The organism is Providencia sp. PROV210, from assembly GCF_028479445.1.
Lineage (GTDB): Bacteria > Pseudomonadota > Gammaproteobacteria > Enterobacterales > Enterobacteriaceae > Providencia > Providencia rustigianii.
In genome coordinates this window covers 75,991-97,584 of sequence record NZ_JAMPNQ010000016.1, presented here as the reverse complement: position 1 = coordinate 97,584, position 21,594 = coordinate 75,991, and the positions used below count along the sequence as shown (strand labels likewise).

The following is a 21,594-nucleotide window of genomic DNA, read 5'->3' as shown; positions in this document are numbered from 1 at the left end:
CTAGAAGTGAATATGATGAAGGAACCAACTTCAGAACAACTGCTTTTAGCAATGACCCAAGCGGCAACGCAGACGGCGTCATTATTAAAAACATTGGGGAATCCAGATCGGTTGTTATTACTGTGCCAGTTGACTCAAGGAGAAGCCTGTGTGAGTGATTTAGAAATTTCACTTGGCATCCAGCAGCCAACGTTATCACAACAATTAACAGTATTGCGTAATGAAGGGCTAGTCGTCACTCGTCGAGAAGGTAAACGAATTTACTATTCTATCGCTGATGAGAAATTATTCATTTTGCTCAATACGTTGTATCAGCTCTATTGTCCTATAAAGGGGAAGTCAGATGACAATTGATTGGGCGAATTTCACGCCATGGTCAGCGGCAATTGGCGGTGTATTGATTGGATTAGCAGCAGCAATATTGCTTATTTTCAATGGTCGCATTGCCGGAATTAGTGGAATATTGGCGGGTATTCTGAAACCGGCAAAAGGGGATACGGCATGGAAGGTGGCATTTATCCTCGGAATTATGGTATCTCCACTATTGTTCACTTTGTTCGTTTATATCCCTGAAGTGGTTATTACAACAGGAACGCCGTTACTGATTGTGGCGGGATTACTCGTTGGTTTTGGTACTCGATTGGGAGGGGGATGTACCAGTGGTCATGGAATCTGTGGAATGGCACGATTTTCCCGTCGTTCTATTGTCGCAGTGGTGATTTTTATGCTGGTAGCATTTGCCACTGTAGCAGTGATCAATCATTTTGGTTTAAGGGGATAACCACGATGCCTATTATTATTGCGTTGTTATCGGGTCTCTTATTTGGATTTGGTTTGCTCCTTGCAGGTATGGGAAATCCGGCGAAAATTCTCGCCTTTTTAGATGTAACCGGTAACTGGGATCCATCCTTATTGGTAACCATGGCTGTGGCGATGGTGATTAGCGGTATTGCTTACCAGTGTGTTAAGAAGCGCCCAGCGAGCTTACTAAACTGCCCATTACAGATCCCAACCAGCAAAGTCATCACCAATAAATTAGTGATTGGCAGTGTGCTGTTTGGTCTTGGTTGGGGATTAGCGGGTATTTGTCCAGGGCCTGCAATCTTATTGACAGGAATGGGTTTAACTCAAGGAATTTTGTTTACCTTGGCGATGATCGCAGGGATGACAATTTTCCAGTTATTACCCCGTTCTGAAAAGTAATCACTTTCGATGAGTCAATTAATAAACTTATTCTACCCAAAATATGAGGCGAATAAGAAGGCAATTGACTCATTATATCTAACACCATGAACCAGTAAATAGAGGTTCTTGGCTTAATCGGTAGCGGGTACTACGTCCTCCACCTATGCCTTCCTCTAGAAAACCTTGCTGAACAAGCTCAGTTAAATGGCGAGTGGCACTGGAGCGGCTCACTTTTCCGACCGCCATATATTGTCGATTATTGATCCCTTCGGCGAAGTCACCATCAAGCATTCTATTGAGTACTTTTAACTGTTCAGGGCGTAATATCCGTTGGTCAAAGCGATTCCAATATTTAGTTTTTTCAATGGTTAATTGAATTTGCTGTAACGTATCATTGATTGCTTGATGTAACGTATTGATAAACCATACTAACCATTGAGTTAGGTCGGTATCCCCGCGTTGAGATTGCTCTAGTATTTGATAATATTCTTTTTTACGCTCATTAATACTTTGAGATATGGCATACAGTCGTACTGTGCTTCTTTCCGCTTGGGCTAAAGCTAAATCCATAATCAAACGCCCAATTCGACCATTACCATCGTCAAATGGATGTATGGTTAGAAACCATAAATGAGCAATTCCTGCACGTATAATGGGATCTAATAAAGAATCATGTTTGCTGTGATTAAACCAAGATAAAAATTGCTCAATATCTTGTGGAACTTGGGCTGCTGGAGGTGCTTCAAAGTGAATAATAGGTTTGTCTAGTCGACCGGAAACAACCTGTATAGCGCTATGTCTAAAGCACCCTACCGTAATTTTATGGAACAGACTGTCATTTGATGGGAATAGTAAATTATGCCATTTGCAAAGTCGTTCAGCAGTTAACGGTTCATCGAGGTTATTAATGGCATCTAATGCCGACTCAACTAATCCCTCTGTTTTTTGATCTGTTGGAAAGGGCATTTCATCAGAGATACCTAAATGGTTGGCAAGTGAAGAGCGTACGGAACGAGCATCAAGTTTTTCGCCTTCAATATCACTGGAATAAATGATATTCGCGAGAATTTTATCCAACACCTGTTGGCGTATGTCAAACGTATCACATCGCCCATTAAGTTTACCTTGCAGGAAGACAACATTTCGCAATAACGGCTGTAATTGTGATGAGTCATAAGTAAAATTAGGCCAGTCAGGTTGTTCCCAGATCCACATTGCGCACTCCGATGAAGTGAATATTCAATCTATTCTACCCAAAAAATGAGGCGAATGTAACCATTAATTAATTCATTGGGGATGGGATAAACTCAAGACATAAAAAAACCCATCGGTAAGATGGGTTTTTATTCGATGAAGCGAGATCACGTCATTGAGTATTACAGACCTGCAGCTTCGCGCAGTTGTGCCGCTTTGTCAGTTTTTTCCCAAGGGAATTGTGGACGACCAAAGTGACCGTAAGATGCAGTTTGCTGATAAATTGGGTGTAATAAATCCAGCATTTGAATCAGGCCATAAGGGCGTAAATCAAAGAATTCGCGGACTAATTTCACTAATAAGTCTTCAGAAACTTTACCTGTGCCAAAAGTTTCAACCATGATAGAGGTTGGCTCCGCAACACCGATAGCATAAGAAACTTGGATTTCACAACGGTCAGCCAGACCCGCAGCAACAATATTTTTTGCTACATAACGTGCCGCATAAGCTGCTGAACGGTCAACTTTTGATGGATCTTTACCAGAGAATGCCCCACCACCATGACGAGCCATGCCGCCGTAGGTATCAACGATAATTTTACGACCTGTTAAACCACAGTCACCCATTGGTCCACCGATAACAAAACGACCCGTTGGGTTGATAAAGTATTTAGTTGCTGGGGATAACCACTCAACAGGCAGAACCGGCTTGATGATCTCTTCCATAACAGCTTCGTGTAACTCTTTCTGATGAATATCTTCAGAATGTTGAGTTGACAGGACAACGGCATCGATACCCACGATTTTGTTGTCATCATACTGGAAAGTCACTTGGCTTTTTGCATCTGGGCGTAGCCATGGCAGCATGCCATTTTTACGGACTTCAGCCTGACGTTGCACTAAACGGTGAGCATAAGTCACCGGTGCTGGCATTAATACGTCAGTTTCGTTAGTTGCATAACCGAACATCAGGCCTTGGTCGCCAGCACCTTGCTCATAAGGATCTGCACGGTCAACGCCTTGGTTAATGTCAGGGGATTGTTTACCAATTGCGCTCAATACGGCACAAGAGTTGGCATCAAAGCCCATGTCTGAACTGGTATAGCCGATTTCACGCACGGTTTTACGTGTGATTTCTTCAATATCGACCCATGCACTGGTCGTTATTTCGCCGCCAACCATCACCATGCCTGTTTTAACATACGTTTCGCAGGCTACGCGTGCTTTTGGGTCTTGCTCAAGAATAGCATCAAGAACCGCATCAGAGATTTGGTCTGCAATTTTATCAGGATGCCCTTCTGATACGGACTCAGAAGTAAAGAGGTGTGTAGACATGAGATTAATACCTTAAGAATTCGAAGAACATTTATAATTGGATGTTTTAACATCTAGACGGCTATTCTAGACTTTTCATTAGAGAATTTCTACCAATTTTTAAGCTTAAAATGATAAGGGTATAATCCTTTAATTCAGTTCGTTTTATTATAAAAATAGCATTTTGGATAATTTGCTTTTGCATTTTGGGGCTATTCGGGGTATAAACTGCGACCGTAACGGATGGTCGTTGTTTCCCGTTATATACCAGCAGGTCAAACAAGCATCTGCTATCTATCAGGAATGTTTTAACCGATTGAATTTTAATACACGATTAAAATTTTAAGGGGAAAACAGTTATATTGGGGGTTAATGGGCAATGATCCATAATCTGCTGAATAACAGTACCCAACCGTCATATGCGGATCGCCGCGTGACATTGGCATTTACTTTCCTGTCATTGTTTACTTCATCGCGAAGTTACCGTCATCTCTATAATAGATCTTTAATACTTAGTCAGTAATCTGCTAAGTCGAAGGATTTATATTGTCACCGTTTAGAAGATCTAAGCACTTTTAATTTACAATCTGAGTATCGCTGTTTCCCTGACATTACTGCCCAGTTGCATCATGCCTTTGGTTGGTGCCTGTCTGGAAGGAAAACGCATCACTCACCCCTCCATATTAGGAGTTTATTATGAATGATAATATCGCCCGCAAAGTACGCCAAACTTACAATATCGCGTATTGGGGAGGTGGTTACTATCAGGTGAATGAGCGCGGAAATGTCTGTGTTTGCCCGAATCCTGAAAATCCAGATACCGTCGTCGATCTTGCCGAATTGGTCTATCAAGTTAAAGAAGAGCAAGAGCATTTACGCTTGCCGGCATTGTTTTGTTTTCCTCAAATTTTGCAACATCGTTTGCGGTCAATTAACGCGGCATTTAAACGTGCACGTGAGTCATACGGTTATAAAGGGGATTATTTCCTCGTTTATCCTATTAAGGTTAACCAGCAGCGTCGGGTTATTGAATCTTTAGTGAATTCCGGTGAACCACTGGGACTTGAGGCTGGCTCTAAAGCGGAATTAATGGCGGTTTTAGCCAATGCGGGTCGTACACGAACCGTGATTGTTTGTAATGGCTATAAAGACCGCGAATATATTCGTTTAGCACTTATCGGCGAAAAATTGGGTCACAAGGTTTATCTTGTTATCGAAAAAATGTCCGAAATTGAGATGGTACTAAAAGAAGCTGAACGTTTGAATGTGACCCCTCGCTTAGGGGTTCGTGCTCGTTTAGCGTCTCAAGGCTCAGGTAAATGGCAGGCAAGTGGCGGTGAAAAATCTAAGTTTGGATTGGCTGCAACCCAAGTTCTGCAATTAGTGGAAATTTTACGTAATGCAAATCGTCTAGACAGTTTGCAGTTACTGCATTTCCATTTAGGTTCCCAGATGGCGAATATCCGTGATATCGCTACAGGTGTTCGTGAAGCCGCGCGTTTTTATGTCGAGTTACATCAACTTGGTGTGAATATTGAATGCTTTGACGTGGGTGGCGGTTTAGGTGTGGACTATGAAGGTACTCGCTCTCAGTCAGATTGCTCCGTCAATTATGGGTTGAATGAGTATGCAAACAATGTGATTTGGGCAATTGGTGATGCGTGTGAAGAATTTGGATTACCACACCCAACGGTGATCACCGAGTCTGGTCGTGCATTAACGGCGCATCATACAGTGTTAGTCTCGAATGTTATCGGGGTTGAACGTAATGAATTCACTAAAACTTCGCCACCAAGTGAAGATGCACCGCGTTCATTGATTTCTTTATGGGAAACATGGGAATCAATGCAGCATCAAGGCAACAGTCGTTCACTGCGTGAATGGCTGCATGATAGCCAGTTTGACTTGCAAGAAGCGCATACTCAGTACGCTCATGGTGTTCTTGACTTGACTCAGCGTGCATGGGCAGAAGAGCTATACTTAAATATCTGTCGTCGTATTCAGCAAGACTTAGACCCTAGCAACCGTGCTCATCGTCCAATTATTGATGAACTGCAAGAGCGCATGGCGGATAAATTCTATGTGAATTTCTCATTATTCCAGTCTTTACCTGATGCATGGGGGATTGACCAAGTCTTCCCCGTACTGCCAATTGAGGGCTTAGATAAGCCACTGGATAGACGTGCGGTACTTCTCGATATTACCTGTGACTCAGATGGTATTATTGATCATTATGTTGATGGTGATGGCGTGGAAACTACCATGCCAATGCCTGCATATGATCCAGAAAATCCTCCGATGATTGGCTTCTTTATGATTGGGGCATACCAAGAAATTTTAGGCAACATGCATAACTTATTTGGTGATACTGCCGCGGTTGATGTATGGATAGATAGCCAAGGTAATGCCCGTTACTTACAGAGTGAAGAGGGCGATTCGGTTGCAGATATGTTGCAATACGTGAAATTGGTCCCTGAGGTTCTGTTAGAGAGCTTTATCGAACAAGTCAAAGGCACTGGACTGAGTGAAGAATTACAAAAAGATTTTGTAACTGAGTTCGAAAATGGGTTGTACGGCTACACTTACTTAGAAGATGAATGATTAAGGAACAGTGATGATTAATAGCACATTAGGAAATCAGGTTGATAACTCACTGGTTTCAAACGCATTTGGATTTTTACGTTTTCCATTGAATTTTCAACCATACAGCTCTGATGCTGATTGGGTGATCACGGGTGTTCCATTTGATATGGCGACTTCAGGTCGTGCTGGTAGCCGTCATGGACCTGCGGCAATTCGCCAAGTTTCTACAAATCTGGCATGGGAAAGCCATCGCTGGCCGTGGGATTTCAAACTCAAAAATAAGTTAAATGTGGTTGATTGCGGTGATGTAGTTTTTGCTTTCGGTGATGCGCAAGATATGTGCGATAAGCTACAAGCCCACACGGAAAAACTGCTGGAATCCGGCAAGCGCTGCTTAACCTTTGGGGGCGATCACTTTGTTACGTTGCCGTTGCTGCGCGCTCACGCTAAACATTTCGGTAAAATGGCGCTTGTCCACTTTGATGCTCATACCGATACTTACGGTAATGGCAGCCTGTATGACCATGGAACTATGTTCTATCATGCACCTAAAGAAGGTTTGATTGACCCAAATCATTCAGTACAAATTGGTATCCGTACGGAGCACGATACTGACAACGGTTTCACCGTATTAGATGCGGCTCAAGCGAACGATCGTGGTGTTGATGACATGGTTGCTCAAATCAAACAGATCGTTGGAGATATGCCTGTTTATCTGACATTTGATATTGACTGTCTGGATCCTGCATTTGCACCTGGAACGGGTACGCCAGTGATTGGTGGTTTAACGTCTGATAAAGCATTGAAGCTACTGCGCGGAATTAAATCCCTGAATATCGTAGGGATGGATGTGGTGGAAGTTGCACCAGCTTATGACCAGTCTGAAATCACTGCGCTCGCTGCGGCGACGATTGCATTGGAATTGTTGTATATCCAAGCTTCTAAAAAATAATCGTTAAATTGATATTAAAAATGGCGCCGCAATCTAATGATTAGGCGCCGTTTTTTTTATGCTCTAATACTGTGTTGTTTTAGGTGTGCCAAGATAGGGTAAGCTTGAGTCCACAGCACTGCACCTCCTTCATTGGAAAACAGGAAATGCTCACTATCTGGGAAGCGTTGAGCCAATGTTTTACCAAAATCAGGGGAGTGAACCGCGCTGACATCTAATTCGCCATACCATAAGGCTACTGGGCAGCGGATGACTTCAGGCGTAAATTGCCATGGTTGTAAGGCGATGAGCAAATCTTGAACATAGCCAAGATTCCCTTGCACAAAAGCCCGCTCCATACACTCGCTATAAGCTTCTAAAAAATGTTCTTCACTGTAAATTTGTTGATCGATTTCAGCGCTGCAATTGAGGATAAATGCCAGTAGCCATTGGGACGTCACATTTCGCATTAGCCAATCAGATAATGAATCAGGAGTCTTAATTGCTTGTTCCTGCATATTAATCACATCTTTTTTGAGTTGTTTTTTTATGGCTGGAAAATCAAACTGATCTTGTCCTGAAACTAATGATAAAGAAATGGGAGAACAATAGTAGGCTAATGCCATTGCAAATACGGCGCCCTGAGAAAAACCGATGACAGAAAAATCTTGAATATTTTGAGCGGTGAGCAGCTGCTGAATATCTTGGGCAAAACGGGATAAGGATTTAAATTCATCTTGTGTCGATTGACCCAAGCCCGCGCGCTCTGGGGTAATTAAGCGAATATTGAGTTCATCAAGACGGTCAATACCAAAACCAAGAATGCCGCTCATTCCTGCCCCTGTACAGAATACTACAGGAAAGCCCTGCTCAGGACCTGCTTCATACCAACACAGTATGCGTCCATCGGACAATTTCATCGACATATGGCGCGTGTTGGTGATTTTATTGCTATACATTATGAATACCTGCAAGATAGTATTTTCTAGTGCGACATTTCGGTATTTATCGCAAAGTCATCAATGACTTTTATGATTATCTAATTTCAAATTGCGAATAATGAGCACGTAGGGAGCACAATTTGAGGAAGTATAAGACCTATAATAGGATTTTAAATTAATAAATAGGTTAATTGCAAAATATACGCTCAATTACCGTGATTTTACAGACAAAAGGGAGTTATATGTCATTTTCCGAAGAAGAAAAACAGCTTTTATTGTCAGTTAAAGGTGTTGGACCGATAGTGATTGGTCGACTTGAGCAAATGGGATTCTCATCTTTACAACAACTCAGTGATGCTTCTTATGAGGAAATATTGATTTCCGGAGCGGCATTAACAGGATCTAGTTGTTGGAAAAATAGCCCTCAAGCGAAAAAGGCAGTTGAAGGCGCGATTGCCGCAGCAAAAAGCGCCTTACTTTAGGATGACATTATTGCTGTTTCTGTTTTTGTTTCATTTTCCATTTTTTACTGCGCAGAATATTGAGCATCTGCACTGACATGGAGAAGAACATGGCAAAGTAGATATAACCTTTAGATACGTGAATTTGTACACTTTCGAGTATCAAGGTAAAGCCCACTAAAATGAGGAAAGACAGCGCAAGGATTTTTACCGATGGGTATCTATCTACAAATTCACCAATTGGTTTGGCTGCAAACATCATAATCAGTACCGCGATGATCACTGCGGCCATCATGATAACGAGGTGATCAGATAAGCCAACCGCAGTAATCACTGAGTCAAGGCTAAAGATAATATCAAGTATGGCAATTTGGACGATCGCACCCCAAAATGAACTCACTTTTTTCTGTAGCAAGTTCTCATCATCTTCGCCTTCAATCGTATCAAAAATTTCCTGACTGGACTTCCAAATCAAGAAAAGTCCCCCAGCAAATAAAATTAAATCTCTAGCGGAGATTGCATGCTCTGCAAAGGTAAATAATGGTGTCGTTAAACGAGCTAACCACGCGATGGACGCTAAAAGCGCTAAGCGCATTCCCATTGCGGCGATGAGCCCGATACGCCTTGCACTATTTTGCTGATGAGCCGGGAGCTTGCTGACCACGATACTTAAGAAAATAATATTATCGATCCCTAACACCACTTCCAAGATTGTTAAGGTTGCTAATGCCATCCAAGCATTGGGATCTAAAAACCACTCAAACATCTTTATGCCTTCAAAATTGAGTAAATAATCGTCTGCTACGATTCAGGCGATGCCTTGACGAATTAACCGAGATTAAAATGTCGCGCTAATAATGGACCTGTAAAATCTTTTTTTAAATAAAAACCTCTGGGTAACGTCATAATGGGTTGCCCAAATTCACCAACACCTTCAGTTAAGGCTCTATTATTCGCCGCTTTGGGTCTAATTTGTAATACTTGCCCATGGCGAGCGGTGATGGTTTCAACTTTACCGAGCACGATGAGATCCATCAATTCCTCCCAATCTTGGCGCAGTAATTGCTCTTCAAGGGGAGAAGGGCTCCAGATTAATGGATTAGCAACTCGCCGCTCGGCGAGAGGAATTTGACGCTCTCCTTCTATCGGAAACCACAATATTCGAGACAGTTTACGCCGCACATGGCTGTTTTCCCATGTAAGCCCACTATTTCCAGTCAGTGGAGCGACGGAGACAAATGTGGTTTCTAGGGGATTACCATGACGGTCTATCGGAATCGTTTTCAGTTCAATTCCGATATCAGCAAAATCTTGTTCAGCCTTGCTTCCTGCGGTAGCACCTAAAAAATACTCCAGCAGTGTGCCAACCCATCCTTTATCCCGTTTGAGGTTAGGAGGTATAGCAATGCCTGCGATATTCGCGAGTTCGCCGAGAGTGTATCCTGCTAGCGCTTGAGCTCTTTCTAGCAGAGCCGTTTCATTTTCAGGTGGCAAAGGTGGTGTAAAAGACATAGAAAGTTTAATTTTTGTTTAAAAAATAGACAATAAAATAACCGCTGAGTAAGTGAATTATAACACTGATTATTAGACTTGTTTAACTAACTGATATACTTATTAATATTCACTAATCATGGTCTGTGGAATGAAATATTTTTAGGGTTATCCAAATTCATCCCAAGATAATCACAGGATCTTGCACTAGGTTATCCACAGGGTTTCTGGATAACTGTGAGAAATTAGGATTACTGTGTGAATTTACAGCCTTGACTATCGTAATTTGTTGAACCTGATCACAGAAATAGACTAACTTAAGTACATTCCTTGTGGATAAATCAGACGTTGCTTGATCTTTGTTCAGTTAGACTCCTAAACAATAACAGGTCAAAAATCCACAGTGGATAATTGTCATTAAACCTGTTTAATTTAATGATTTTATTGTATTTATTAAATTCTTTCTTTTTTTATTAAAAAATAACATTTAGGATATGCCCTGATTACTATCTGGTTGTTAACATGGATATCCACAGAAAAAGTGAATAAAATTCATCTCACTCACTCTAGCTGTTTATAACTATCATCAATTCTGTGTATTATCTTCAGAAGGTTTAAACCAAGCGGACTTAAAGTCAAACCAACCAAATGTATTCATGCGTACACCACGCATTGTTTTTTGACCTTGTAACTCCAACCAATGATGAAAAATAGGGTGGAAAACTTGAGAATCAATCAGGCTTTCACACCAAGACTCGACATCCAAGGCTTGCTGCCGCCATTGCTGCAATTCATTCTCTAAGTTTTGATTGAGACACTGGCGCAATAATGGCATTTCATACAGTGTGGCAAAGATAGAAAACTCTAGAGGCTTATAAAAATTGGCGGTGGATAACCAAATATCACTGTGCGCATTTCCATTAAACCAATCATCATAGTCCACAATATTGATTTTCAGTTCGACACCTTGGGTCTGTAGAACCCGTTTCATGATCTGGCTGATAGCAAAAAATTCATGGTGATGGCGGTAAAACGTGACGGTTAATTCGGTCAGATCTTTAGGTTTGGTGCGTTGAGATAACATTTTACTGTGGTGCCAATGGAGCAATAATCCATATGCGGGCGCCCAATGGCGTTGATAAAAAGATTCACAATGGGCGAGTAGATTAACGGGCGTTAAAAAGCTGCATAACCATTTACGAATATCTTCCCGCTGAGATAGCTCGGAACGCTGGTCGAACAAGAGAAAATAGCAACCTTCCTCCATTCTGCTCTCTAAGGAATCATTATGGCGTTTATCTCCATCCATTTTCAATGTAGTACAAACCATTTGCTCAGAAAGGTCTGGTACCACCCAAATAGTCACTTCATCCAGTAAGGCTCGATACCCAAAATAACGGTCAAAGGCTTGGATTGTCAGCTTTTGCGAGGTATTAATTTCCACTTGATAGGGACCGGTTCCAATAGGGCATTGGCTGAAGTTATTCAACGTTTCCCATTCTTTAGGCAGGATTGCTGCATGAGGGCTGCCTAATAACCAAGGAAACTGTTTATCGGGATGACTAAGTTTTATATCAATCACATAAGGTTGAGAGGATGTGACCGATTGGATATGAGAGAATAATGGCCAATGCTGTTTTAAACGCATTAATGAATGAATAATGTCATCAACTTGCATCTCGCGACCATGATGAAAAAAGATGGCAGGGCGTAGGTAGAACCGCCAATGTTGATCACTAATCGCTTGCCAGTGATGGGCTATCCCATTTTCGACTTCCCCTTTTTCCTCATTTAGATGAGTTAGCCCATTAAATATTTGGCTCATGAGATGAATTTCTGAGCGGCGCATTGGGGTGCCGGGTAATAAATTTGGAAAATCGCGATAATAAATAATACGTAATAGGTTTTTACCCTGCCGATAGCTACGCTCTAGTTCGGAGAGCACCATTTGGCGAATAGTTTCTTTGTCCCCAACCAGTGCGACTAACTTATCAATACTTTCTTCTTTTAATAATTGTTCTGCTTGGGCCTGCTGTAGCTCTAACCCATTGATATGGAATATCAGATTGGAACGTTTTCCTCGACCCGCTTCTGCTTGCCAACTGATCCAACCGTGGGACTGCATGTTATTCAGTAACGTGCGGACATGTCGGCGTGAGCAAAACAAAATATCAGAAAGCTGCTGCAAGGTGGTTTCATTATTTTTTCCCTGAAAATGTTGCCATAGGCGGACAAATTGGGTTTGTAACCGAGAACTAGACATAAAAGAGGAACTCCGGCAAAAAATGCATCAATTTTAATATATTTTATTCCGTAGATAATAGCAGTCAGTAAGTAGCTCTATTGACCTGTTTATTGCAGGTTTACTCCCCCATTTATTGAGTAATGGTATTTTTACCAGCCAGCATTAGCTGGCTTTTTTTCTTCTTATTTCACGCTGTGGCTGTATTGGCTTCACTCGATAAAGTATGCTCCCTGAGATATCCTCATTTTGCCGCCTTGCCACAACGCGAACTATTTTGAAAAATATACAGAGGCAATTAATTGAATAATTGCATATTAGGAATTAATGGGGAAGGATTTATTAAAGGTTATTTTTTATAGGAATCGAGTTCTACTTTTATGACGATAAGTAGGCAAGAAAAAGCCCACCGAAGTGGGCTTGGGGATTAATTCATAAAGGCGGGGAGCTTTTGCTCGTATTCTTCTATTTGAGCGACGTGCTGTAATGTTAAGCCAATGCTGTCTAAACCATTCATCATGCAGTGTCGACGGAAACTATCAATCTCAAAAGAATAAACTTTATCGCCAGCCGTGACGGTTTGAGCTTCTAAATCCACCGTAAATTGGCAGCCTTCGTGGCTATTCACATAATTGAACATCTCATCCACTTGTTGGTCGCTTAATTTAATCGGCAACAACTGGTTATTGAATGAGTTACCATAAAAAATATCCGCAAAGCTTGGTGCAATCACGACTTGAATACCGAAATCAGTTAAAGCCCATGGTGCATGCTCACGAGACGAGCCACAGCCAAAGTTTTCACGCGCTAACAAGATGCTGGCACCTTTAAAAACGGGTTTATTCAGAACAAAATCAGGGTTAGGCTGCTGACCTTGATCATCTAAAAAACGCCAATCATTGAATAAATGCTGACCAAAACCGGTACGAGTGACTTTCTGTAAAAATTGCTTTGGAATGATGGCATCCGTATCCACATTCGCTGCATCTAAAGGAGCCACAATTCCAACATGCTTAATAAACTTATCCATAATTATCTCCTTTAGATTTGAATATCGCGAACATCAGCGAAATGACCGTTGATTGCCGCAGCAGCAGCCATTGCCGGACTGACTAAGTGAGTTCGACCCGCACGACCTTGGCGACCTTCAAAGTTACGGTTACTGGTGGAAGCGCAGCGCTCACCCGGATTTAAACGGTCATTATTCATTGCTAAACACATTGAACAACCCGGTAAACGCCACTCAAACCCCGCATCGATAAAGATTTTGTCTAAACCTTCTTGCTCAGCTTGGGCTTTAACCGGCCCCGATCCTGGAACTACAATGGCTTGGACGCCAGAGGCCACTTTTTTGCCTTTAGCAATTGCAGCTGCAGCACGTAAATCTTCAATACGTGAATTTGTACAGGAGCCAATAAACACTTTATCAATCGCCACTTCGGATAATTTAATACCTGATTTCAATCCCATATATGCTAATGCTTTTTCTGCAGAGGCGCGTTCGACAGGATCAGAAAACGATTCTGGGGCTGGGATAGGCTGGTTAATGGCGATCACCTGACCCGGATTAGTTCCCCAAGTAACTTGTGGAGCAATTGAGTTCGCTTGGATGGTAATCACTTTATCGAATTTCGCATCTGGATCTGTTTTCAATGTTTTCCAGTAAGCAACAGCGTCATCCCAATCTTGACCTTTAGGGGCAAATTGGCGACCTTTCATATAGTTAAACGTAGTTTCATCCGGTGCGATGATGCCAGCTTTAGCACCCAACTCGATAGCCATATTACAGACAGTCATTCGACCTTCCATACTTAACGCTTCGATAGCTTCGCCACAGAATTCAACAATATAGCCTGTACCACCAGCGCTACCCGTTGTGCCAATGATTGCCAATACGATATCTTTTGCTGTGATCCCTGCTGGCGTTTTACCCACGACTTCAATTTTCATGGTTTTAGCGCGGGCTTGTTTTAAGGTTTGTGTTGCCATTACATGTTCAACTTCGGAGGTTCCGATACCAAAGGCTAATGCGCCGAAGGCTCCGTGTGTCGCTGTATGAGAATCGCCACATACGATAGTTGTTCCCGGTAAAGTGATCCCTTGCTCCGGTCCCATAACATGCACAATACCTTGATACGGATGGTTTAAATCGTATAAGGTGACGCCAAACTCTTCACAGTTTTTGATTAACTCCTGCATTTGGATTCGAGCCATATCGCCACAAGCATTAATATCTTTAGTTTGCGTCGAAACGTTATGATCCATAGTTGCAAATGTTTTACTTGGTTGATGCAACGGACGATTTTTAGTTCTCAATCCATCAAAGGCTTGCGGTGAGGTCACTTCATGTACCAGATGTCGGTCGATATAAATCAACGGGATTTCATTCTCGACTTCACGGACAACGTGGGCATCATATAATTTTTGATATAAAGTTTTCGACATGTTAGACCCCTTCTGCAATATAACGGGCAATAATGTCACCCATTTCACTGGTACTGATTGATGGACCATTACCGGCTAAATCTGCGGTACGATAGCCACTTTCTAATGCTTTATTGACGGCTCTTTCGATTGCATCTGCGGCATCAGCTTGGTTTAAGCTAAATCTAAATAACATGGATGCCGATAAAATTTGTGCAATTGGGTTAGCGATATTTTTACCTGCAATATCGGGTGCAGAACCGCCAGCGGGTTCATATAAGCCAAAACCCTCAGCGTTCAAGCTAGCGGATGGCAACATACCCATTGAGCCAGTGATCATCGCGCACTCATCAGAAATAATGTCACCAAATAAATTTGAGCACAGAACGACATCAAATTGAGATGGTGCTTTAATCATCTGCATTGCCGCATTATCGATGTACATATGAGTAACGTCGACATCCGGATATTCTTTGGCAATTTGATTCACAACTTCACGCCATAAAACGGAGCTTTGTAATACGTTAGCTTTATCAATCGAGGTGACTTTATGGCTACGTTTACGTGCAGATTCAAACGCGATGCGAGCAATGCGTTCGATTTCATAGCGATGATAAACCTCAGTATCAAATGCATATTCATCAGCGCCTTCACCTTTGCGTCCTTTCGGTTGACCGAAATAGATCCCGCCAGTTAATTCTCGAACACATAAAATATCGAAGCCTTGAGCAGCAATGTCGGCACGTAATGGGCAAAAAGCTTCTAAGGCTTGATATAAACGAGCAGGGCGTAAGTTGCTGAATAATTTAAAGTGCTTACGTAATGGTAATAATGCTCCACGCTCTGGCTGGTTATCTGGTGGTAAGTGCTCCCATTTAGGACCACCCACTGAGCCAAATAAGACGGCATCGGCATTTGCACAACCTTCTACCGTTGCTTTAGGTAATGGCTCACCATGACGGTCGATGGCTGCGCCACCAACATCATATTCTTGCGTTGAAATATTAATGTTAAAACGTTTGCTCACGGCATCTAACACTTTATGGGCTTGAGCCATAACTTCCGGACCAATGCCATCACCCGCTAATACTGCAATATTAAAATTCGTAGACATTTTTACACCGCTTCCTTTGTGTTTAATTGTGATTCTTGGTGAGTGATTTTTTGTTTTTCTTTTTCTACTTGCTCTGCTCGCCAGATGCTATTCAATACATGCACCATCGCTTTAGCTGATGATTCAACGATATCTGTTGCTAACCCCATACCATGAAAACGACGACTAAAACATTCGACGACAATATCTACTTGGCCTAAGGCATTTTCACCTTGTCCTTTTGCAGACAATTGGTATGAAACTAATTTCATTGGATAATTGGTGATTTTACTAATAGCCTGATAAATAGCATCGACGGGACCATTTCCTGTTGCAGCTTCGGATTTTTCTTTATCGCCACACTGCATTTTGACGGTAGCCGTTGCCACAATACTGGAGCCAGATTGAGTGCTAAAATAATCCATCACAAAATGGTCGGTTTCATCTTGTTGTTTGGCAAAAAACGCCAATGCTTCTAAGTCATAGTCAAATACTTGACCTTTTTTATCTGCCAAATTCAAGAATGCGGTATACAACTCATCCAAATTAAAATCTTTACCTTCCTGATAGCCCATTTCTTCCATGCGATGTTTGACTGCTGCACGACCGGAGCGAGAGGTTAAATTCAATTGCTGGCCTTTCAATCCGATGGACTCTGGGGTCATGATTTCGTAAGTTTCACGGTTCTTTAATACACCATCTTGGTGGATCCCTGAAGAGTGAGCGAATGCATTACTACCCACCACAGCTTTATTGGCTGGAATTGGGGTATTACATAATTGGCTGACCAATTGGCTCGTACGATAAATTTCTTTGTGATTAATATTGGTATGAACGCCCAACATCTGTTCACGTAATTTAATCGCCATAATCACTTCTTCTAATGCGGTATTCCCTGCGCGTTCACCCAATCCATTCATTGTGCCTTCTACTTGGCGGGCACCGGCTTGAACTGCACTGATCGAGTTTGCGACAGACATACCTAAATCGTCGTGGCAGTGTACGGAAATAATTGCTTTATCAATGTTGGGGACGCGTTCATATAAAGAAGTAATGATTCCGCCAAATTGGTATGGCGTGGTGTAGCCGACGGTATCAGGAATATTGATGGTTGTCGCGCCAGCACCGATAGCGGCTTCGACAATGCGGCATAAGTTATCGATATCAGTACGACCCGCATCTTCACAGGAGAATTCCACATCGTCAGTATAACGGCGGGCGCGTTTAATTGAATTAATCGCCATATCCATTACACCATCAAACGTTTTATTTAATTTTTTCTGCATATGCAGATTAGACGTCGCTAAGAAAATATGGATACGAAATGCTTCCGCAACTTTTAACGACTCAGCGGCTACATCAATGTCATTTTCGACACAACGTGCCAATGCACAAATGCGGCTATTTTTAATTTCTCGAGCGATGGTTTGTACGGATTCGAAATCGCCTGGAGAGGAGACAGGAAAGCCAGCTTCAATGATATCAACGCCTAAACGTTCTAAAGCAAATGCGATTTGTAATTTTTCTTTTACGGACAAGCTCGCCTGCAAAGCTTGTTCACCGTCACGTAAGGTTGTATCGAAGATGATAACTTGGTTGCTCATAATGCGTTCCTCATAGACTAAATTTTGTTGTTATTGATTCTGTTTATTTAATTCCCATCTAGCCGCAGGCATAAAAAAACCCGCTGGTTGCGCGGGTTTTTAATGTTTGTGGACAGTGTTTGTTAGTTTCTATCCATAAGCATACCGCGCAAGTGGGTTGCGAGTAGTAGTAGGCTTAGGAGGCGGATAGAAAATGTCATCGTTAACTGTCTCTCGTAAAATTTCAAATAATCTGCATTTATTGATACGTGATTTCAATAATGAAGTCAAATTTAATTTTAAATTATCAATACTACGATAACAGGTAGCAGTATTACTTTAGTTGTTATAGCTAAAATTGGTCTATTTCATGATGTTTTTACCTGATGAAAAGGGTAAAAATCAGCCTAAAATTCTAATAATAAACAAAAACCAGATTAAGGCATACTTAACCGATTGATATTTATTTGTTTTTTGTTTTATAGCTATGCTGGGGCTAGATAATACTCGTTATATGCATTGACTATATCAATGGTTAAAAAATGGTTAGTTATATAATAAATGAATAATAAAAAAATTAATCTGATAATGGGACGCTTTAGTGTCTATAGAAGATATTTATTATGATTTATTCCTGAATTTGTTTTATTATTTTTAGCGGAGTTGCTGTGATTATAATAAGTTACACGCACTCATTACACTGATGAATATTTGCATTTTATGATGATATCTATAACTAGATTCTTATTAATGGATGAAAATAATAGAAACGTCGTTTTAATAAATGCAGGGAAAGCGAAATAGCTTATGATTGATAAGTTGTTTTAAGAATAATATTTAATGATTTTATATTTTTCGTCAATATCGCTTTGATGGATCATTTTCATTAATTAAAAATGATAAATATATTTAGTGGAGTTAAAAATGACTGATTTTGATACGATCTCAACAGTAAAAAAAGAAAATAGCGATATTCATCTACGTAATGTTGATTTGAACTTATTGACGGTTTTTGATGTTGTAATGCAAATGCAGAATGTCACGCGTGCTGCACAAGTACTGGGTATGTCGCAGCCCGCAGTAAGTAATGCTGTATCTCGCCTAAAATCTATGTTCAACGATGAGTTGTTTGTGCGTTATGGTCGTGGTATTCAGCCGACCTCACGTGCTAAACAATTATTTGGCCCGGTTAGGCAAGCTTTACAATTAGTCCATAATGAATTACCGGGGGCTGGGTTTGAGCCTAAGCAAAGTGAACGTTCATTTAATCTCTCCATTTGCTCACCACTTGATATTCGCTTAGCAGCAATTATTGTGGATAAATTCAAAGTCGTATCACCTAATATTAATGTTTTTATTCATTCTTTTTTAGATAACAACATTGCTCACCAATTAAAGTATCAAGAGATAGACTTTTTCTTGGGTTATAATCAATTCGAAAAACCCGAATATCAACATCAGATTTTATTTAATGATGAATTAGTCTTAGTTGTGGCGAATAACCATCCGAGAATTGAAAATACGATTGATCAAGCAATGCTAAATAATGAAAGACACGCTATTATGGCGATGGATAATATTGGTTCATTTAGTAAGCCATATTATCATAATACCGAATTGTCTCACACGATTAGCTATCAAGGAACTGACCTTAATAGTGTATTAACGATTGTTGCTCAAACAGACTTAGTGGCAATTGCACCGAAATGGCTGGTCGACCGTCACGGGAGTCAACTGCAATTACGGACATTATCGTTACCTTGGGGAGATAGCACGCGCCCATGTTATTTAACTTGGCATGAATCTACGGCTAGAGATAAAGGCCATCAGTGGATGAAAGCGCAATTCTGTCAATTGGTCGAACAACTGTAAGCTCAATTTACGTATTGAAAATGTGAATATAACTAACTCATCATAGTGATAACTATGGTGAGTTTTGTTGCGGCTATAACATTTGCATAAAATTTACATTTAATTCCTTTCCTCCCTTCTGTTTAGACTATACACTCATTTTATTCAGCTAACAGTTGTAAGCTGAAAATAATAAAAAGTAACAGGTTAAGTTATTTGTGTATAAACCGAGTGACTTAAATTTATCATGACCTATAGGGATTACATCTTGATTACTGAGAATCTATATCCATATCATATGGTTAATCGCATCCGCACGATGGTTGATGCGAGCGAGTCAGCGAATCGGATAGCTTTCAGTCAATGGGACAACGGACATCAAAGTGAGTTGACGTGGGCGGAAGTAGGAGAACGTACAGCCGCAATCTCCCGTCAATTACTGGCGATGAATATTGCTCCACAGGAAAATGTCGGGCTTTTTGCACAAAATTGCATGAACTGGTCTTTAGTGGATATTGCAGTATTACAGATCAAAGCTGTGACGGTTCCTTTATATGCAACTAGCAGTGTCGAGCAAGCTGCCTACATCATCAATGATGCCAACATTAAAATTCTATTTGTTGGTGATGAAGAGCAATACCAAGTTGCATGCCAGCTATTATCTCGTTGCTCTCAGTTAGAGCAAATTATTGTATTAAATGATAATGTTGAGCTAAATAGCCAAGTATCGGGCTGTATGCATCTTTCTACTTTTATGTCACAAGCTCAGCCGCAATATCAATCAGAGCTAGATTCGCGGATTGCCGCACAGAATCTCAGTGATTTATTTACAATTATTTATACCTCGGGTACGACGGGAGAACCAAAAGGTGTGATGTTGGATTACTACAACATGGCATCTCAGCTATATCTCCACGATAACCGTTTAGAACTCTCTTCCGATGATATTTCATTATGTTTTCTGCCGTTATCCCATGTGTTTGAACGTGCATGGAGCTTCTATGTGATGCATAGCGGGGCGCGCAATGTTTATTTAACCAATACCAATCTTGTTAAAGAAGCATTGGCTGAGGTGAAGCCAACGGTGATGTGCGCAGTGCCGCGTTTCTATGAAAAGGTTTATAGCGCAGTGCAGGGTAAAGTATCTCAAGCCCCATTTATGCGCCGAGCAATCTTTAAATGGGCAATTGCGTTAGGTAAGCAGAAAGTCAAAGCGCAATCGAAAGGTAAATCACTGTCATTAGTGAATCGAAAATTATATTCACTGGCAGATAAATTAGTATTAAGCAAAATACGTCAAGGCTTAGGTGGGCGAATTCGTTTCATGCCAGCGGCAGGAGCACGCTTAGATGATGATGTTATTGCTTTCTTCTTAGCGGCAGGAGTCAATATCAAATATGGCTACGGGATGAGTGAAACCTGCGCAACCGTTTCTTGTTGGGAATCCAACAAATACCCATTAGGTTCGATAGGTACGCCTTTACCCGCTATTTCGGTGCGTATTGGTGAGAATGATGAAATACAAGTGAAAGGTCCAGTGGTGATGAAAGGTTACTATAACCGCCCACAAGAAACGGTGGATACTTTTACGGCAGATGGCTGGCTACGTACAGGGGATGCAGGGAAAATAGATGCTGACGGTAATCTCTATATTACTGACAGACTCAAAGACCTGATGAAAACCTCGAACGGGAAATATATTGCGCCTCAAGTGATTGAAGGGGTATTGGGACAAGATCGATTTATTGAGCATATAGCGGTGATTGCCGATGCGCGTAAATTTGTTTCAGCGCTTATTGTTCCTTGCTATGACAGTCTTGAAGAATATGCCAATTCTATCAACTTGAAATATCGAGATCGTCTCGAACTGTTAAAAGATTCTAAAATTGTAGCGTTATTTGAAAGCCGCTTAAAAGAGCTACAAAAAAACCTTGAACATTTTCACCAAGTTAAGCGTTTTACTTTGTTACCAACTAACTTTTCAATGGAAAAAGGCGAATTAACCCCAACGCTTAAGCTACGTCGTAAAATTATATCTGAGCGTTACCAGCTAGAAATTGAATCGATGTATAAAGAGTAGCTTTCTCTCTCTCAATCTCTGTTAGCCCTTCAGTAAATATAACTGCGGGGCTTTATTTTTATTTGTCCCTCAGTTGTTGCTATTTTTTACTTATGAAATGGTTACTTTTGCTTCTTTTTGGTTGAAATACAGTCAATGCTTCTGGCGATATTTGAAGTTCAAGACAAAACGAAATTCTGATTTATTTTCATGCAAAATGAGATTTGCGTCGTTAGGGGCTGA

At 41.1% G+C, this 21,594-nt stretch carries 18 protein-coding genes; 8 read left to right on the top strand and 10 right to left on the bottom strand.

Annotation, left to right across the window (positions count from 1 at the left end; all coding sequences use genetic code 11):
- Positions 1 to 12 precede the first annotated feature (12 nt).
- Genes PR761_RS13355 through PR761_RS13345 form a run of 3 tightly spaced genes read left to right on the top strand, consistent with a single transcriptional unit; the run spans position 13 to position 1,203 of the window.
- Positions 13 to 354 (top strand): ArsR/SmtB family transcription factor, encoded by a 342-nt coding sequence (locus PR761_RS13355; RefSeq protein ID WP_006815037.1) that lies wholly within the window; start codon positions 13 to 15, stop codon positions 352 to 354.
- Complete coding sequence (locus PR761_RS13350; protein ID WP_006815036.1) at positions 344 to 781, top strand: YeeE/YedE family protein; 438 nt, start codon at positions 344 to 346, stop codon at positions 779 to 781. The genes PR761_RS13355 and PR761_RS13350 overlap by 11 nt, the downstream gene beginning before the upstream one ends.
- Positions 782 to 786: 5 nt before the next feature.
- The gene (locus PR761_RS13345) at positions 787 to 1,203 is read left to right on the top strand and encodes a DUF6691 family protein (RefSeq protein ID WP_112837227.1); all 417 of its coding nucleotides are present in this window, start codon (positions 787 to 789) and stop codon (positions 1,201 to 1,203) included.
- A 78-nt stretch (positions 1,204 to 1,281) separates the two neighbouring features.
- Here the strand turns inward: PR761_RS13345 and PR761_RS13340 are convergent, their stop codons facing one another.
- Positions 1,282 to 2,400 (bottom strand): Fic family protein, encoded by a 1,119-nt coding sequence (locus PR761_RS13340; RefSeq protein WP_006815034.1) that lies wholly within the window; start codon positions 2,398 to 2,400, stop codon positions 1,282 to 1,284.
- Between the two features lie 161 nt (positions 2,401 to 2,561).
- Positions 2,562 to 3,713 (bottom strand): methionine adenosyltransferase, encoded by a 1,152-nt coding sequence (gene metK / locus PR761_RS13335; RefSeq protein ID WP_006815033.1) that lies wholly within the window; start codon positions 3,711 to 3,713, stop codon positions 2,562 to 2,564.
- A gap of 675 nt (positions 3,714 to 4,388) precedes the next feature.
- Here metK and speA point away from each other — a divergent pair.
- Positions 4,389 to 6,293 carry a biosynthetic arginine decarboxylase gene (gene speA / locus PR761_RS13330; RefSeq protein WP_006815031.1) on the top strand — a complete coding sequence of 635 codons (1,905 nt, stop codon included), beginning with the start codon at positions 4,389 to 4,391 and terminating at the stop codon, positions 6,291 to 6,293.
- Positions 6,294 to 6,306: 13 nt separating this feature from the next.
- Entirely contained in the window at positions 6,307 to 7,227 is a 921-nt protein-coding gene (gene speB, locus PR761_RS13325) for an agmatinase (RefSeq protein WP_006815030.1), read from the top strand.
- Positions 7,228 to 7,283: 56 nt separating this feature from the next.
- Here speB and PR761_RS13320 read toward each other — a convergent pair whose 3' ends face one another.
- Positions 7,284 to 8,165, bottom strand: a complete 882-nt coding sequence (locus PR761_RS13320; protein WP_039855143.1) for an alpha/beta fold hydrolase — start codon at positions 8,163 to 8,165, stop codon at positions 7,284 to 7,286.
- Positions 8,166 to 8,389: 224 nt separating this feature from the next.
- Between PR761_RS13320 and PR761_RS13315 the strand changes: the two genes are divergently transcribed.
- On the top strand, positions 8,390 to 8,629 hold the full coding sequence (locus PR761_RS13315) for a hypothetical protein (RefSeq protein WP_006815028.1): 240 nt from the start codon (positions 8,390 to 8,392) through the stop codon (positions 8,627 to 8,629).
- A 7-nt stretch (positions 8,630 to 8,636) separates the two neighbouring features.
- On the opposite strand, the gene PR761_RS13310 is transcribed toward PR761_RS13315, so the two are convergent.
- The 7 genes from PR761_RS13310 to leuA form a co-directional block, all read right to left on the bottom strand.
- Entirely contained in the window at positions 8,637 to 9,374 is a 738-nt protein-coding gene (locus PR761_RS13310) for a TerC family protein (RefSeq protein WP_006815027.1), read from the bottom strand.
- Positions 9,375 to 9,436: 62 nt separating this feature from the next.
- Positions 9,437 to 10,120, bottom strand: a complete 684-nt coding sequence (gene mutH, locus PR761_RS13305; protein ID WP_006815026.1) for a DNA mismatch repair endonuclease MutH — start codon at positions 10,118 to 10,120, stop codon at positions 9,437 to 9,439.
- A 565-nt stretch (positions 10,121 to 10,685) separates the two neighbouring features.
- Positions 10,686 to 12,362 carry an HTH-type transcriptional regulator SgrR gene (gene sgrR / locus PR761_RS13300; RefSeq protein ID WP_039855141.1) on the bottom strand — a complete coding sequence of 559 codons (1,677 nt, stop codon included), beginning with the start codon at positions 12,360 to 12,362 and terminating at the stop codon, positions 10,686 to 10,688.
- A 406-nt stretch (positions 12,363 to 12,768) separates the two neighbouring features.
- Complete coding sequence (leuD, locus tag PR761_RS13295) at positions 12,769 to 13,371, bottom strand: 3-isopropylmalate dehydratase small subunit (RefSeq protein ID WP_154610661.1); 603 nt, start codon at positions 13,369 to 13,371, stop codon at positions 12,769 to 12,771.
- Between the two features lie 11 nt (positions 13,372 to 13,382).
- Complete coding sequence (gene leuC / locus PR761_RS13290) at positions 13,383 to 14,786, bottom strand: 3-isopropylmalate dehydratase large subunit (RefSeq protein ID WP_112837224.1); 1,404 nt, start codon at positions 14,784 to 14,786, stop codon at positions 13,383 to 13,385.
- A gap of 1 nt (position 14,787) precedes the next feature.
- The gene (gene leuB, locus PR761_RS13285) at positions 14,788 to 15,879 is read right to left on the bottom strand and encodes a 3-isopropylmalate dehydrogenase (protein ID WP_006815021.1); all 1,092 of its coding nucleotides are present in this window, start codon (positions 15,877 to 15,879) and stop codon (positions 14,788 to 14,790) included.
- A gap of 2 nt (positions 15,880 to 15,881) precedes the next feature.
- Complete coding sequence (gene leuA, locus PR761_RS13280) at positions 15,882 to 17,462, bottom strand: 2-isopropylmalate synthase (RefSeq protein WP_006815020.1); 1,581 nt, start codon at positions 17,460 to 17,462, stop codon at positions 15,882 to 15,884.
- Between the two features lie 903 nt (positions 17,463 to 18,365).
- On the opposite strand from leuA, the gene leuO reads away from it, so the two are divergent.
- Positions 18,366 to 19,313 (top strand): transcriptional regulator LeuO, encoded by a 948-nt coding sequence (gene leuO / locus PR761_RS13275; protein ID WP_006815019.1) that lies wholly within the window; start codon positions 18,366 to 18,368, stop codon positions 19,311 to 19,313.
- Positions 19,314 to 19,590: 277 nt separating this feature from the next.
- Positions 19,591 to 21,372: an AMP-dependent synthetase/ligase gene (locus tag PR761_RS13270; protein ID WP_154610699.1), complete on the top strand. Its 1,782-nt coding sequence runs from the start codon at positions 19,591 to 19,593 to the stop codon at positions 21,370 to 21,372.
- Positions 21,373 to 21,594: the final 222 nt, after the last annotated feature.

Bases quoted from the DNA above. Each gene is read 5' to 3' on its own strand.
- leuB (WP_006815021.1), bottom strand. From the start codon at position 15,879: ATGTCTACGAATTTTAATATTGCAGTATTAGCGGGTGATGGCATTGGT.
- PR761_RS13320 (WP_039855143.1), bottom strand. From the start codon at position 8,165: ATGTATAGCAATAAAATCACCAACACGCGCCATATGTCGATGAAATTG.
- metK (WP_006815033.1), bottom strand. From the start codon at position 3,713: ATGTCTACACACCTCTTTACTTCTGAGTCCGTATCAGAAGGGCATCCT.
- leuC (WP_112837224.1), bottom strand. From the start codon at position 14,786: ATGTCGAAAACTTTATATCAAAAATTATATGATGCCCACGTTGTCCGT.
- leuO (WP_006815019.1), top strand. From the start codon at position 18,366: ATGACTGATTTTGATACGATCTCAACAGTAAAAAAAGAAAATAGCGAT.
- sgrR (WP_039855141.1), bottom strand. From the start codon at position 12,362: ATGTCTAGTTCTCGGTTACAAACCCAATTTGTCCGCCTATGGCAACAT.
- leuD (WP_154610661.1), bottom strand. From the start codon at position 13,371: ATGGATAAGTTTATTAAGCATGTTGGAATTGTGGCTCCTTTAGATGCA.
- PR761_RS13315 (WP_006815028.1), top strand. From the start codon at position 8,390: ATGTCATTTTCCGAAGAAGAAAAACAGCTTTTATTGTCAGTTAAAGGT.
- PR761_RS13345 (WP_112837227.1), top strand. From the start codon at position 787: ATGCCTATTATTATTGCGTTGTTATCGGGTCTCTTATTTGGATTTGGT.
- PR761_RS13310 (WP_006815027.1), bottom strand. From the start codon at position 9,374: ATGTTTGAGTGGTTTTTAGATCCCAATGCTTGGATGGCATTAGCAACC.
- PR761_RS13350 (WP_006815036.1), top strand. From the start codon at position 344: ATGACAATTGATTGGGCGAATTTCACGCCATGGTCAGCGGCAATTGGC.
- mutH (WP_006815026.1), bottom strand. From the start codon at position 10,120: ATGTCTTTTACACCACCTTTGCCACCTGAAAATGAAACGGCTCTGCTA.
- PR761_RS13270 (WP_154610699.1), top strand. From the start codon at position 19,591: ATGGTTAATCGCATCCGCACGATGGTTGATGCGAGCGAGTCAGCGAAT.
- speB (WP_006815030.1), top strand. From the start codon at position 6,307: ATGATTAATAGCACATTAGGAAATCAGGTTGATAACTCACTGGTTTCA.
- speA (WP_006815031.1), top strand. From the start codon at position 4,389: ATGAATGATAATATCGCCCGCAAAGTACGCCAAACTTACAATATCGCG.
- PR761_RS13340 (WP_006815034.1), bottom strand. From the start codon at position 2,400: ATGTGGATCTGGGAACAACCTGACTGGCCTAATTTTACTTATGACTCA.
- leuA (WP_006815020.1), bottom strand. From the start codon at position 17,462: ATGAGCAACCAAGTTATCATCTTCGATACAACCTTACGTGACGGTGAA.
- PR761_RS13355 (WP_006815037.1), top strand. From the start codon at position 13: ATGATGAAGGAACCAACTTCAGAACAACTGCTTTTAGCAATGACCCAA.